10 protein-coding genes and 1 pseudogene are annotated in these 13,915 nt (G+C 73.9%); 5 read left to right on the top strand and 6 right to left on the bottom strand.

Going from position 1 to position 13,915, the window contains the following annotated elements:
• Positions 1 to 173: 173 nt before the first annotated feature.
• The gene (locus tag AB0C33_RS44585) at positions 174 to 1,499 is read left to right on the top strand and encodes an erythromycin esterase family protein (protein WP_358299721.1); all 1,326 of its coding nucleotides are present in this window, start codon (positions 174 to 176) and stop codon (positions 1,497 to 1,499) included.
• A gap of 99 nt (positions 1,500 to 1,598) precedes the next feature.
• On the opposite strand, the gene AB0C33_RS44580 is transcribed toward AB0C33_RS44585, so the two are convergent.
• From AB0C33_RS44580 to AB0C33_RS44560, 5 genes are all read right to left on the bottom strand, one after another.
• Positions 1,599 to 1,751 carry a hypothetical protein gene (locus tag AB0C33_RS44580; RefSeq protein WP_358299719.1) on the bottom strand — a complete coding sequence of 51 codons (153 nt, stop codon included), beginning with the start codon at positions 1,749 to 1,751 and terminating at the stop codon, positions 1,599 to 1,601.
• 100 nt (positions 1,752 to 1,851) lie between these two features.
• Positions 1,852 to 3,633 carry an alpha/beta fold hydrolase gene (locus AB0C33_RS44575; protein WP_358299717.1) on the bottom strand — a complete coding sequence of 594 codons (1,782 nt, stop codon included), beginning with the start codon at positions 3,631 to 3,633 and terminating at the stop codon, positions 1,852 to 1,854.
• Positions 3,630 to 6,389, bottom strand: a complete 2,760-nt coding sequence (gene lanL, locus AB0C33_RS44570; protein WP_358299715.1) for a class IV lanthionine synthetase LanL — start codon at positions 6,387 to 6,389, stop codon at positions 3,630 to 3,632. The genes AB0C33_RS44575 and lanL overlap by 4 nt, the downstream gene beginning before the upstream one ends.
• Before the next feature lie 232 nt (positions 6,390 to 6,621).
• Positions 6,622 to 6,759 (bottom strand): hypothetical protein, encoded by a 138-nt coding sequence (locus tag AB0C33_RS44565; protein ID WP_358299713.1) that lies wholly within the window; start codon positions 6,757 to 6,759, stop codon positions 6,622 to 6,624.
• Between the two features lie 66 nt (positions 6,760 to 6,825).
• Entirely contained in the window at positions 6,826 to 9,144 is a 2,319-nt protein-coding gene (locus tag AB0C33_RS44560; RefSeq protein WP_358299710.1) for a hypothetical protein, read from the bottom strand.
• 85 nt (positions 9,145 to 9,229) lie between these two features.
• Between AB0C33_RS44560 and AB0C33_RS44555 the strand changes: the two genes are divergently transcribed.
• The 4 genes and pseudogenes from AB0C33_RS44555 to AB0C33_RS44540 all read left to right on the top strand — a co-directional run.
• Positions 9,230 to 10,453 carry an ROK family transcriptional regulator gene (locus AB0C33_RS44555; protein WP_358299708.1) on the top strand — a complete coding sequence of 408 codons (1,224 nt, stop codon included), beginning with the start codon at positions 9,230 to 9,232 and terminating at the stop codon, positions 10,451 to 10,453.
• Entirely contained in the window at positions 10,450 to 11,673 is a 1,224-nt protein-coding gene (locus AB0C33_RS44550) for a 6-phospho-beta-glucosidase (protein ID WP_358299705.1), read from the top strand. The genes AB0C33_RS44555 and AB0C33_RS44550 overlap by 4 nt, the downstream gene beginning before the upstream one ends.
• Positions 11,670 to 12,671, top strand: a complete 1,002-nt coding sequence (locus tag AB0C33_RS44545; protein WP_358299703.1) for a BadF/BadG/BcrA/BcrD ATPase family protein — start codon at positions 11,670 to 11,672, stop codon at positions 12,669 to 12,671. Before AB0C33_RS44550 ends, AB0C33_RS44545 begins: the two co-directional genes overlap by 4 nt.
• Positions 12,672 to 12,747: 76 nt before the next feature.
• Positions 12,748 to 13,578: pseudogene (locus tag AB0C33_RS44540) on the top strand (beta-N-acetylglucosaminidase domain-containing protein); the annotation flags it as partial.
• 44 nt (positions 13,579 to 13,622) lie between these two features.
• Here the strand turns inward: AB0C33_RS44540 and AB0C33_RS44535 are convergent.
• The gene (locus AB0C33_RS44535) at positions 13,623 to 13,913 is read right to left on the bottom strand and encodes a hypothetical protein (protein WP_358299700.1); all 291 of its coding nucleotides are present in this window, start codon (positions 13,911 to 13,913) and stop codon (positions 13,623 to 13,625) included.
• Positions 13,914 to 13,915 lie beyond the last annotated feature (2 nt).

Raw genomic sequence — 13,915 nt, 5'->3', positions numbered from 1 at the left:
TCGAGAGGGCCGGGCGGCTGGAGGTGCACGACTCGGCCTCGGTAGGGCTGGCCCTACCTGTTCCGGGCAGTGTGCACGCCGAAAAATGCGCAGGTCAGCGGCATCGTCTGGGCATCCGGGCGCGTCATACGGTTCTTGGCGTCAAGCAGCGGCGACATCAAGGAGCAAGTGACATGACCGTTGGCCGGAAGCTCGCCGCCCTCGCGGCGGGCCTGACCCTCGTGCCCGTCCTGGCCCAGGCGGCCTTCGCGGCCGAGCCCGCCGCGCCCGCCGAGCCCGTGCGAGCTCTGGAGGCGGCGGCGCAGGAACTGCGCTCGACCGAGCCGGGCGCGGAGTCCGGCGACCTGAGGGCGTTCGGCCGGATGGTGGGTGACGCCCGGGTCGTCGGCATGGGCGAGGCGACCCACGGTTCGCATGAGTTCTTCACGGTGAAGGAGCGGGTCTTCCGTCATCTCGTGGAGAAGAAGGGTTTCACCACGTTCGCGCTGGAGGCCAGCTGGTCGGGAGGGGTGCGGCTGGACGAGTACCTGCGGACGGGGAAGGGCGACCTGCGGGCCATCGCCAAGGAGGTGCTGCGGGCCTCGCCGTGGGAGCGTGAGGAACTCGTCGGGATGCTGGAGTGGATGCGCGAGCACAACCGCCGCGACCCCGGCCGCCCGCTGCACGTCATGGGCGACGACGTCGGCGCGCCGAAGGTGGGCGAGGAGGTCTTCGCCCGCATCGCGCAGTACGTCCGGGGCGCCCACCCCGACTCCACCGCTCCCCTGGCCGCGCTGTACGAGGGGTTGCGCCCGCTCGACGACGTCTTCGCCTACCTGAACCGGCCGCTGGACGAACGGCGGCAGCTCGCCGCCAAGGCTCAGCAGGCGCTCGACCTGCTTGTCAGCCTGGGAGGGCCGCAGGCGTCGGCCGCGTACGACAGCGCCGTCCAGGATGCCCGGTTCATCGCCCAGACAGCCAAGTTCGCCGGCTACGACCTGGCCGACAAGTCCTGGCTGAGCGTCGTCGAGCGCTACCGCGACCAGGTCATGGCCGACAACACCGTCTGGTGGCTGCGACACCACGGCGGCAAGATCCTCATGTCCGCGCAGAACACCCATGCGGGGTACGTCTCCGGCGACCCGGCGCTCTACCCGAAGACGCAGGGCGCCTACCTGCGCGACATGCTGGGCAAGAAGTACGTCGCCGTCGGCTTCACCTTCGACCGCGGATCCTTCCTGTCGAAGGACGCCGCGCTGGGCGGCGACTGGAAGCAGTTCACCGCCGGCCCCGCCGAGCCCGGCAGCAACGAGCACACCCTCGACCGGGTCCGTCACGACGACTTCTACCTCGACATGCGCACCGCGCCGGCCGCCGCGCGCGACTGGCTCGCGGTGGCTCGCCCGACCCGCAACATCGGCACGCAGTACCCGTACCCACTGCTCGACACCGCCCTGTCCCGCGCCTTCGACGTGCTGGTCCACCTGCACGAGGTGCGTTCGGCGCAGGTGCTCAAGTAGCGAGGCAGTCGGTGGGGCCCGCGGCAGACGCCCCGGGCCCCACCTCATTCAGCTGTCCGTCCGGTCATCACCCGGTACGCCGCAGGCGTCCCGGACGGGTCAGTACCAGCCGCCGGTGGTGGTGATCGTCTGGGTGTTCATGGTGGCCCCGCTGCAGTTGACGCTCACGTCGAAGCAGGTCATGTCGCAGTACATGAGGCCGGCCTCGTCGGCGGTCGGCAGCATGTCCAGGGCGGAGACGTTCAGCTCCATGGCAATTCCCTTCCTTGTGGTGGTGAGCGGGCGGCCGCCTCGCGCGGCGCCCCTTTCACGGCCGGTCCCGGAGCGCGTCCGTACCGGCCGAGCCGGTGAGCTACGCGCCTGGGCCGGCGCGGAGGAAGCCGACGACGCGGTCCAGGGCCGCGGTGTCGCGGACGTCGTGCAGCAGGTCGTGGCCCCCGCCGGGGACCTCCAGATAGGTCGGTGCGGCGCCCTCGGGCCACTGGGCCGCGCGCAGACGCGCGTACAGACGGCGGGAGTGCTCGACGGGGATGATCGGGTCGTCGTCGCCGTGCACGATGAGCAGCGGCAGCCGCATGCGGCCGGCGAGCCGCAGCAGGTCGCGGGGGCCGAGTTCGTCGTCGATGCCGGTGCGTCCGCCGAGCCGGTCCAGCAGGGCGCGGACCGGGGGCGGGCCGTCCTCGTACAGCTCCCGTCCGGACAGGAAGGGCGCGACGACCGCGGCGCGGGACCACAGGTCCGCCTGGGCGGCGCAGGCCAGCAGCGCGAGGTACGCGCCGTAGCTGGCTCCGTACAACATCGGCCGCGGTTCGCCGGGGTCGCGGGCGGCGGCCAGCGCGTGGCCCAGGGCGAGGACGTCGGCGAGGTCGGGGCCGCCCCAGGCATCGCGGATGGCGTCACGGTGGGCGGCTCCGTAGCCGGTGCTGCCGCGCTGGTTGGGCGCGACGACGGCGATGCCCGCCCTGGACAGGCGCTGGAAGAGCGGTTCGTGGGCGAACCGCCAGGCGGCCTCGGGGCCGCCGTGCAGCGCGACCACCACCCGGCGGCTGGTCGCGGGATCGCCGTACACGATCGCCTCGATCGGCCCCGCCGCCCCCGGGCAGGACAGCACCCGGGCCGGGGACGTCTCGCCGTCCGCGGCCGGCGGCCGCGACACGGAGCAGCCGGCGATGCCGACCAGGCCGGGAGGACGGTCGGGCGCACTGTGGACGAGGTGCAGTCCGCCCGTGTTCCAGCGGGCGGCCGGATGGATCACCCCGGCGGGCAGGCCGGCCTCGGCGCCGGCGTCCTCCGCCAGGTCGTGCAGGACGAGGTGGGAGCGGGCGCGGCGGTTCACCGCGAGGGCCAGCCGCCGTCCCGAGGGGTTCAGCGCCAGCGGCGTCACCTCGCCGTCGAAGGCGTTCAGCCGCTCGGGGTGGCGGGTGGGCCCGTCGTCGTCGCGGTCGCGGACGCCCAGGCGGTACGCGCCCTCGCGGCGCACGGCCGTCAGCAGCACGCCCGCGCCAGGGGCCGCCAGCAGGACGTACTCGTCGCCCGCCGGCCCGGCCAGCGGGGTGAGGACGCCGTTCGAGGTGTCCAGGACCACGGTGGCCGGCTCGGTCCCGACCCTGGTCAGGGCGAGCCGGTGGCCGGCCGCGTCGAGCCAGATCCCGCCCCTGACCGGGTACGGCGCCGTGGCGATCCGCTCCGGCCGTTCCGCCCGGCCGGACAGCCGCCACACCGAGGTGCGACCGTCGGCGCCGGTGGCCAGCGCCAGGGCGGCGATCCCCGGCGTCGCGCCCGCCACGACCCTGACCACGCCGCCGCGGAAGACCGCCAGCTCGTGCTCCTCGGCGTGCGCGTCGTCGTGCGACGGCGCGGTGACCAGCGTCAGGCGGTGCCCGTCCGCCCCGGCGCGGCACAGCAGCACGTCGCCGCCGTCCGTGGGCGTCGGCACGCTCGCCGAGGTCTCGCCGGCGCGGGTGGGGAGGGTCCGCGGGCGTGCGCCGGCGACGTCCCACACCTCGGGGACGAGGTGGCCGCGGCCCCGCCGGGCGAGGCAGGCGGCGTACCGGCCGTCCCCGGAGAACCGGAAGTTGATGCGGGTGACGTCGGGCAGGTGGCCCTTCTCCGCTGTGGCGACGTGGCTGCTCATCGGGCGGGCCACCCGGAGTCGTCGTCCGCCGTCCAGGGGCGGGGCCCGCCGTGCCGGAGCCTGTCCAGGAAGCTCAGGACGCCCGCCAGCCCGGTGTTCCAGCCGACGCCCGTCGCCGTCCCTCCCTCGTCCGGCGTGACCAGCGAGCCGTCGCGCACGACGGCGCGGCTCCACAGGACCGCGGCCAGCTCCTCGGCCTGCGCCCGGTAGCGGGGCTCGTCCAGGAAGGCGGCCAGGTCGAGCAGGAACTGCCCGTCACCGGCCAGGCCGTGGCAGGCCGACGTGCCCGAGGCCAGGCGGCGGGCGTACACGGTGGCGGCGGCGCCCTCGGCGGCCTGCCGGAAGCGCGGGTCGCCGGTGGCCGCGTGCAGGCGGACGAGGAACGTCCCGATCCCCGACGATCCGCTGCACCAGTGAGGGATCCCGCCGCCGCCGCCGGGAGAGTCCGGCCACCAGGCCGTCCCGTCGCGATCCTCCGCCGCGGCCAGCAGCGTCTCCCCCGCCGCCACGGCGGTCTCCAGGCAGTCCGCGCGATCCAGCGCGGCGCCGGCGGCCAGCAGGAACGTCGCGATCCCCGCGACCCCGTGGGCGAAGCCGTAGTGCACGAGGCCGGCCAGCGTGGAGTCGAAGTCGGCAGGGACGGGCCACAACACCGCACCGTCGGTGTGCCGGGCCGCCTTGATCAGGGCGTCGGCGCACTCACCGGCGCGGTCGCCGAAGCGGGCCTCGCCGGTCTCCCGCCGGAAGTGCAGCAGGGCCAGCCCCGTGCCGGCCAGGCCGTGGCACACGTCCGGGTTCGGCCAGGTCACCGGCAGGGTGAGCGCCATCTCGACGCCCGCGGCGCGGACGGCCTCGTCGCCGAGCCGGCGTCCCGCCTCGAACAGGCCCCAGGCGATGCCCGCCCGGCCGAAGTACAGGCCGGGGGACGGCCGGTGCTCCCCCTCCAGACGGCGGATCGTCCAGGCCGCGGCCTCCCGCAGGACCGTGCCGGCATCGTCGCGCGCCTCCGGGGTGAGCGCCCGGTCACCCCCGAGGACGGACGCCAGCAGGTGCAGCACCCCCGCCGAGCCGTACTGGACGGCACACGGATCGGCCGTCGCCCCGAACCCGGAGGTGGGCCACAGGGCGCCCGTGGGCCGGGAGGCGGCGAGCGCCTCCGGTGACATCGCGCGCCGGATGTAGGCGATGCCGTCGTGGAGGAGGCGATCCTGGCCGGACCCGTCCAGGCGGCGGACGTCGGCCGCCACGGACGGCACGTCGCGTCCGGACAGCTCGCCCAGGAACTCCTCCGCCCGGCGCAGGTCCCACCGCTCCTCAGGGTCCTCCGCCATCAGGCCGAGCAGCAGGGGCGCCATCGCCGTCGCCACAGGGTCACCGGCGGTGGCGACGCCCACCAGCGTGGCCAGCCGCGCGTCGCGTGACCGCCCGCCGAGGGCATCGTCGTCCAGCAGCATCGGCGTGGACGCGGTGCACAGGTGGTACAGCGTCGCGCCCAGCGCGTACAGGTCGGCGGCGCGGCCGGGCGCGGGCGCGTGCACGGCCGCGGCGCGCTGCTCGGGAGCCGCGTAGCCCGGCGTGTGGCTCCGCTGGACGACCGTGCCGGGGACGGCGGCCAGTTCCAGGTCGATCAGCCGGCATTCACGTTCCGGAGTGATCATGACGTTGTTCGGCGTCAGGTCGCGCAGCACGTAGCCCTGGTCGTGCACGGTGGAGACCAGGGCCACCAGACTCCTGGACAGGCGCAGGACGATCTCCTGCCACGCCGCGTCGGAGCCGGCGCGGCGGTGCTCGCCGGCCCAGCTGCTCAGCGTGGTGCCGGGCAGCAGTTCCTGCGCCAGGAACAGGTTGCCGTCCTGCTCGAAGAGCGCCACCTTGCGCGCCGTGACGCCCGGCGGGCCGAACAGGTCGAGCATGCGCGCCTCGTGACGGAGCAGGTCACGCATGTCGCGCCCGTCGATCGACGCGCCGAGGTGGGGGCGGGCCTGCTTGATGACCACCTCGCCCCCCTCGTGCCGGTCCTCGGCCAGGAACACGCCGCCCTTGGCGCCGTGCCGGACGGCCTTGCGCACCACGAACCGGCCGGCGAGCAGCACCTGCTCCGGGCGGTCCGCCTCCGGCGGCGCCTGCTCCGGCTCGAAGGGGCACGCCGCCCACGACGGCGGGGAGTACCACGCCGCACGCCGGTCGATCTCCTTGGTGCCGTCGGGCGCGGTCAGCCGGGAGACGTAGGCGCCGTCGAGGCCGAGTTCGCTCGGGGCGGCGAACACCCCGTAGCGGTAGTGCACGAGACTGCCCGGCCGGTAGGCGCGATCGGACAGGATCGGCGGCCCGCTCAGGGCGTAGGTGGCCGCGTGCAGGTCCTCGGCGATCGTCGCGGCGGCCCGGTCGTCCGGCGGGTACACGGTGACGAACTTGCCGACCGAGCCCCGCGGCGTCTCCCGGGACAGGAGCGCGGCCACCTCCTGAAGGCCGGAGGCGAACTTGAACGCGCACCGGTGGCGGCCCAGCACCTCGACGACCCGGGCCAGCACCAGGGGCGCCGACAGCGGGGTGGCCGACACGTGCAGCTTCCAGCCCTGCGCCCGCTGGACGGAGTCCACCGGGGTCACGTAGGTCCACGGAGTGCCGGGGTGGATCTCCCAGCCGGCGATCGCCGCCTGCCCGGTCGGCTGCTGCCCGGTCGCCCGCGCCAGTGCCGCCCTGGCGACGTCCTGGAGCAGGAGACGATCCCCCTCGGGGCGCTCACCGTTGTCCATGGGCTCACTTCCGTCCTCGCGTCTGTGCCGTTCCCGCTCCGCGCGGCGTCGCGCGGAACGGGGACGAAGGTACGGCGAGGAGTTGTGGCCGGCTTGTGGCCGAGCCCGGCGTACCGGACCGCCGGGATCGCCCGGAGCGGCCGGTCGCCACAAGTGATTCCAAGGTTCTGCCAGGACGGGGACGGCGAACCGTCGCCGTCGTGTGAAGGCGCCTTCTCCGGCGCCGCTGCCGTCAGTACACGTCGAACATCACCAGCCCCTCCACCACGGTCCTTCCGCAGCCGGTGAAGCCGCAGCTCATCATGCAACCGGAGAGCTGGGCCTCCTCGTGGGCGGGAAGCATGTCCGACGCGAAGATGTCGAGTACCATGCGGACGACTGTTCAGCACCGGCCTTGTGGCTCACATGTGGCCGGGGATGAGAACTCGCGGACGGCTCACTTCTCGGCGATGAACCCGTGGTATCGGCCCATCCAGTACGGCAGCAGGTACGAGGTGCCGTCGTTCTCGCCGTGGCCGTCGCCGCCCTGGTCCAGCTTGTACGGGTCGTGGTTCCAGTGGCTGATCACCCGCTCGTCGATCGGGAGCACGGTGCCGCTGCGGAGCATGCCGAGCTTCTTCGGGTCGGCGTCGGGCCGGATGTGCCGGCCGAGGTTGACGATGTCGAGGCGCTGGCTGTTGCTCTGCTTCCAGTCGATCATGTTGATCGGGAAGCGCTTCAGCGTGTCGATCGACTGCTCCAGCCAGGGTCCGGTCATCTCCAGCGGGAAGGGGCCGTAGGCGTCGGTCCAGACCTGGTCCTTCAGCGTGAGGCCGGCGATGAAGTTGAAGAACGGGTTGAGCTCGTACTGCTCCTGCTGCCAGTAGTCGTAGAGGGAGCGGGCCCAGGTGGCCTTCAGGTCGGCGTCCTGCTCGTAGCGGAGCAGGTGGTAGTAGTTCATGAACGCCATCTCGTCGTCGGACTGGTTGCCGCCGCCGACGCCCGGGGTGACCTTGGGCTGCTGGGTGTTCAGGTCGTAGCCGTGCTCGTCGATGAGCTTGGCCTTGGCCTGCGCGTACTTTTCTGGATTTTTCGCGACATGCTCGGCGATGGTGAGGAAAGTGATGATCGTCTGGCTGTTGAGGCCGCGTTCCTCCCTCCGCCACGGGTTGCCGTTGAGCTCCTTCGGGTTGAAGAAGCCCCAGCGGGTGGGCTTGCCGTCATGGTCGACCAGCGAGAAGTCGTGGTCGATCAGGTGGTCGGTGAGCCTGGTGATCACACCCGCCACCTCGTCCTTCTCCGCGCCGGTCGCGACCAGGTCGTGGTAGAGCGCGTAGAGGAAGTAGTGGCCGACCAGTTCGTCGGAGCTGGCGTCGGTCTTCCAGAACCACTTGCCGTCGGCGCTCTTGGGCCAGCGCGGGACCAGGATCTTCCAGTACGCGTCGCCCTTCTGCTTGTCGCGGTCGTGCTGCTCGTTGTCCTTGATGTTGGGGTCGGTGGCGGTGGTCTCCAGGATCGTGCGGGCGATGAAGCCCTTGGGCGCCGGGTCGGTGCCCGCCTGGGTGACGTCGCCGAGGAACTTCAGCGCCTCGAACGCCTTGCGCGCGTTGGCCTTGGCCGTGCCGTCCTTGGTGGCGGCGTACCTGAACGTCTCGGCCGCGCCGTACATGCCCGTCCAGAGGCCGTCGTTGTCGCTCGCGCCCTGCCCGTACTGGGTCAGGTCGCCCGGCCTGGCCAGCCCGATGCCCTCGACGAAGCCGTACGGGGTGCGCTTGTGCCGGGCGTCGATGGCCTGCTCGTAGACGGCCGCCTTCTCCGCCAGCGTGGTCCGGCGGGCCTCGATGACGCCGGCGGCCGTGGCGGTGCCGAAGTAGGCGTTGGCGTTCCCGTCCACGGTGATCGCGGCGACCGCGTCGTCGGGCAGCCAGCGGCGGCCCTGCCGGTACTCCCAGGTGACGCCGTCGAAGTGCACGGCGCCCTTGGCCGTGCCGAGCCAGACGTCGCCGCCGGCGCCGGGGGCGATCGCGGTGAAGCCGAGCATGGGCAGCCCTTCGGCGGGGCCGTACTGCTTGAGCGTGGCGCCGTCCCGCAGCGTGAGGCCGGTGGGGCCGGCCAGCCAGAGTCGGCCCTTGGAGTCGTAGGCCAGGTGGGTGGTGCCGGGGACGGGTGAGATCTGGGCCCACGACCGGCCGGTGTGCTCGAAGACGCCGGTGGCGGTGGCGACGGCGACGGCCCCGGATCCGGCGCGGGCGGCGGCGGTGGCCTGCCCGGGCAGCCGGTCGGGACGCCACGAGCCGCCGGGCCCCTTGCGGTAGAGGCGGTCGCCCTGGACGAGGATCACGTCGTCGCCGCCGAGCAGCAGGGCCGTGGCCGGATCGACGCCCGGCGGCAGCCGGTCGGCGCCCTTGGCGACCTCGTCGCCCTCCCCCGCCTTCTGGCCGGTCTTCGCCGCGTTCCTGATCGTCAGCAGACCGCCGGCGGTGAGGGCGACGAGGTCGTCGCCACGCCAGACGACCTTGTGGGCGGCGGTGGCCGACAGGGAGGTCCAGGCGCCGGCTGCGTACCGGGCCAGGCCCTTGTCGTGGGCGGCGGCGACGACGCCGCCGGGGCCGGCCGCGAGTGCGGTGATCCTGCCTTGCGGAGCCGGCAGCGTGACGCCGACCTGGAGGACGAAGGGGTCGACGACCGTGGCGGCCGAGGCGGGTGCGGCGGTGACGGCCGGTCCCGCGCCGAGCGCGACGGTCGCGGCGAGCAGGAGGTTCTGGAGTCGTGCCATGGGGTTCCTCCGGATGAGGGGGCTGCGAGATACAGTAAAGAGTCTTTATTGCATCCGGGCAAGAGTCTTTACTAGAATTCGGGCCATGTCCCAGCATGCGACGCTCACCACCCTGCGCGAGATCAACGCGTCCGTGGTCCTGGAGGCCATTCGAGCCGACCCGCCGATCTCACGGGCCGAGGTGAGCCGCCGCACCGGCATGACCAAGCCGACGGTGGCCAACGCCCTCGACCTGCTCGCCTCCGCCGGCCTGGTCCGCCAGGCCGAACCGCCCGGCGAGATGCATTACGGCGCCGTCTACTTCGAGCCGGTCCACACGCTGGCCCACGTCCTGGCCCTGGACATCGGCACCCGCTTCGTCCGCGGCGCGCTGTGCGACCTGCGCGGCACGATGCTGGCCAGGCACGACGAACGCATCGACGACTCCGACCCGGCGACGATCCTGCGCGCCGCCGTGGCCGTCCGCGACACCCTGTCCCCCGGCGGCCCGGCGGCGGGCGGCGGGGGGATCGAGCTGGTCGCGGCCGGGGTGCCGGGCGTGGTGGATCCCGAGGAGGGGGTCATCCGGCAGAGCAACCGGCCCGCGCTGGAGGGCATGGCGATCCGGTCCGGGCTGGAGGCCGCGCTCGGCGTGCCGGCCGAGGTCGAGACCGACGTCAACCTGGCGGTGATCGGCGAGCACGCCCTGGGCGCCGGGCGGGGGGTCGCCGACTTCGCGTTCCTGTCGATCGGCGCCGGCGTCGGGGCCGGGCTGATCCTGGGCGACCGGGCCCATCGAGGGCACCGGGGGGCCGCCGGCGAGGTCGACGACCCCGCGCCCGGTGAGGACGAGCTGCCCGACAGCCCCTCGGGGGACGCGCTGATGAAGTGGGCCCGCGCCTGGATCGCGGCAGGTCTGCGCGACGGCGACACCACGCTGCGGCTCGACGCCACGCCGGAGGCCATCTTCGCCGCCGCGTCCCGGGGCGACGGGCTGGCCTCGGCCATCGTCGCCGAGGAGGCCCGGCGGATCGCGTCGCGGATCGCCACCATCTCCCGGGTCGCCGACGTCGAGCTGGTCGTGCTCGGCGGGGGCATCGGGCTGGCCTGCGCGAGCATCCTGCCGGAGATCGGCGCCGCGCTGGCGGGCATGCTGCGCCACCCGCCCGCCGTCGAGGTCTCGGCGCTGGGCAACGCGCCCGTGCTGACCGGCGGCCTGGCCCACGGCACGCGTCTGCTGAGGGAGTCGGTCGCCACCCGCCGCATCTCGGCCGCGGCCAAGGTCTCCGCGGCGGCCAAGGCCGCCGGTTCCGGGGCGGAGGCCCGATGAAGGTCACCGTCGTCGGCGGCGGCTCCACCTACACCCCCGAGCTCGCCGGCGGCCTGGCCGCCCTGGAGCTGGACGAACTCGTCCTCATGGACCCAGACGAGGAACGCCTCGCCGTCGTCGGCGGCCTGGCCACCCGCATGCTGCGCGGCAGGGCCGGACGCGTCCGGCTCACCACCGGCCTGGACGACGCCGTCGAAGGCGCGGACGCCGTCCTGCTGCAGTTACGCGTCGGCGGCCAGCGAGCGCGGCACGGCGACGAGACCTGGCCGCTGGAGTGCGGCTGCGTCGGCCAGGAGACCACCGGCGCGGGCGGCCTGGCCAAGGCCCTGCGGACGATCCCCGAGGTGCTGCGCATCGCCGACCGGGTCCGCGCCCTCGCCCCCGGCGCCTGGCTGATCGACTTCACGAACCCCGTCGGGCTGGTCACCCGCGCCCTGCTCGACGCCGGTCATCGCGCCGTCGGCCTGTGCAACGTGGCCATCGGGTTCCAGCGGCTGTTCGCCCGGCTGCACGGCTGCGCGCCCGCGGAGCTCACGCTGGGACATGTCGGGCTCAATCACTTGTCGTGGGAGCGTTCGGCGTGGGTGGACGGGGTCGACGTGCTGCCGGGGCTGATCGAGCGGCACGTCGCCGAGCTGGCCGCCGAGTGCGAGCTGCCGCCCGAGCTGATCACCGCTCTGGGCGTCGTGCCCTCCTACTACCTGCGCTTCTACTACGCCCACGACCAGGTGGTGGCCGAGCAGCTCGGGCGTCCGACGCGGGCGCAGGAGGTGCTGGAGCTGGAGCGGCGGCTGCTGGAGATGTACCCGGCGCTGGACGACAAGCCGGAGCTCCTGGAGCAGCGGGGCGGCGCGTTCTACTCGACGGCCGCGGTCGACCTGCTCGCCTCGCTGCTCCATGACCGGGGGGATGTGCAGGTGGTCAACGTCCGCAACGAGGGGACCCTGCCCTTCCTGCCCGCCTCGGCGGTGATCGAGACGCCGGCGCGGATCACCGCCGCCGGGGCCGTGCCGCTGGCCGTGCCGGCGGTGGAGCCCTTGCAGGCGGGGCTGATCGCGCACGTCAGCGCGTACGAGGAGCTGGCGGTGCGGGCGGCGTCCCGCCCTGATCGGGCGCACGTGGAGGCGGCGCTGCTGGCCCATCCGCTGGTGGGGCAGTACGACCTGGCGCAGGGGCTGGCCGACCGGCTGCTGGCGGCCCACCAGGTCTGGGCCTCGTGACCGGGCCCGCGGTCCTGGCGATCGACGCGGGCAACAGCAAGACCGACGTGGCGCTGGCCGGCGCCGACGGCGAGTTGCTCGCCTGGGTGCGCGGCGGCGGGTTCCAGCCGCACGGGCCGCGGCTTCCCGCCGCGATCGGCCTGCTCGCCGACCTCGTGGCGGCGGCCGTACGGCAGGCCGACCCGCCTCCGGACAGCGGCCGCCGCGGCTTCGTGGCCGAGCGGGTGTCGGCGTTCCTGGCGCACTGTGACCTGCCGGTCGAGCAGGAGATCCTGCAGCGGGCCGTCGAGGCGCGGGAGTGGGCGCCCGAGGTCGTCGTGGACAACGACACCTTCGCGATCCTGCGGGCGGGGGCGGACGTGCCGTACGGCGTGGCGGTGGTGTGCGGCGGCGGGATGAACTGCGTGGCGCGCGGCCCCGGCGGCCAGGTCGCGCGGTGGCCGGCGCTGGGCCGGCGCTCGGGCGACTGGGGCGGCGGGGAATGGCTGGGCGAGGAGGTGCTGTGGTGGGCCGTGCGCGACGAGGACGGCCGCGGCCCGCGCACCCTGCTGCGCCAGGCCGTGGCCGCCCGCTTCGGCCTGCCGGACGTCACCTCGGTGTGCGTGGGGTTCCACCTCGGGCACCTGCCCGAGGAGCGGCTGCACGAGCTGGTGCCGGTGCTGTTCGAGGTGGCGGGAGCAGGGGACGCCGTCGCCGTGTCGCTGGTGGAGCGCCTGGGCGACGAGGTCGCGGCCTGGGCGGGCGCGGCGATCGAGCGGCTGGACTGGGGCGGGGTGAGCGTGCCCGTCGTGCTCGGGGGCGGGGTGCTGACCGGCCGGGACGCCCGGCTGCTGGCCCGGATCGGCAAGGGGCTGCCCGGGGTGGACGTCCGGGTGCTGGACGCGCCGCCGATCGTGGGGTCGGCCCTGCACGGGCTGGACCGCCTCGGCGCGACGTCCGAGGCGGTGGAGCGGCGGCTCAGAGCCGGATTCGCCACTCGGCGGCCGTCATCCCCCTGAACACGACCGTGTCCTCCCGTTGAGAAGTCTGGTAAAGACTCTTGCCTAGATGAGATAAAGACTCTTTACTGTCTTCATGAAGTCAGCAGGCTTTGCGGTCCGCGGGGTCATCGAGGGGTTCTACGGCCGTCCATGGAGTCACGAGCAGCGGCTCGACCTGCTCGGCTTCCTCGGCGCGCGGGGCATGAACACCTACGTCCACGCCCCCAAGGCCGACCGGCCGTCGTGGCGGGAGGCCGGCGTGGAGGGGCTGGGCGAGCTGGCCGCGCGCGGCAGGCAGGCGGGGGTGGACGTCATCTACTGCCTCTCGCCCGGCCTGTCACTGCGTTACTCCGACGCCGGCGACGTCCAGGCGTTGTGCATGGCGTTCGAGCGGGCCATGGAGGCCGGGGCCGCCGGCGTCGGGCTGCTGCTCGACGACATCCCCATGCGGCTGCGGCACCCGCGGGACGCCGCCGCCTTCGACGATCTCGCCGCCGCGCAGGTCTCGCTCATCGAGGCCGTCTTCACGCGCACCGGACGGCTGCTCGTCTGCCCCACCGTCTACTGCGGCACCGGCGACGACCCGTACGTCCGGGCCCTCGGCCTGATCGACGCCCGGATCGACCTGTTCTGGACCGGCCGGAGCATCTGCTCGGCCACCATCGACCTGGCCGACGCCGCGGCCGTCGCCCGCACGCTGAACCGGGCCCCGCTCTACTGGGACAACTACCCGGTCAACGACGTCGCGATGGGCCACGAGCTGCACATCGGCCCGTACCGGGGCAGGGACCGGCACCTGTACCGGTTCGCCACCGGTGTCGTGGCCAACGGCATGGAGCTCTACGAGTCATCGAAGATCGCCTTCGCCACGGTCGCCGACTACCTGCGCGACCCGGAGGGCTACGACCCGGAGGAGAGCTGGGAGCGGGCCCTGGCCGACGTCGTCGGTGACGGCGCGGATCTGGCCGCCTACCGGCTCTTCGCCGACAACGTGCGCGGCTCCTGCCTGGAGCCGTACGACGCGCCCAGGCTCACGGGGGTGCTGGAGCAGTGGGCGTTCGAGCGCGAGTCCGGCGACGCCGCGGCGGGCGACCGGCTGCTGGCCGCGCACGCGGAGGAGCTGCTGGCCGCGGCCGGGCACCTGCTGCGCGGGCCGCGCGGCGCGGCGCGCTGGTGGCCGAGGCCCGGCCCTGGCTGGAGGAGTTCGAGCGGGGCGCGCTGGCGCTGCTGGCCACCGCTCGTCGAAACGTACGACCGCACCC

The sequence above is a fragment of the Nonomuraea sp. NPDC048881 genome, from assembly GCF_040649795.1.
Lineage (GTDB): Bacteria > Actinomycetota > Actinomycetes > Streptosporangiales > Streptosporangiaceae > Nonomuraea.
This window is presented reverse-complemented; position numbering and strand designations above follow the sequence as displayed.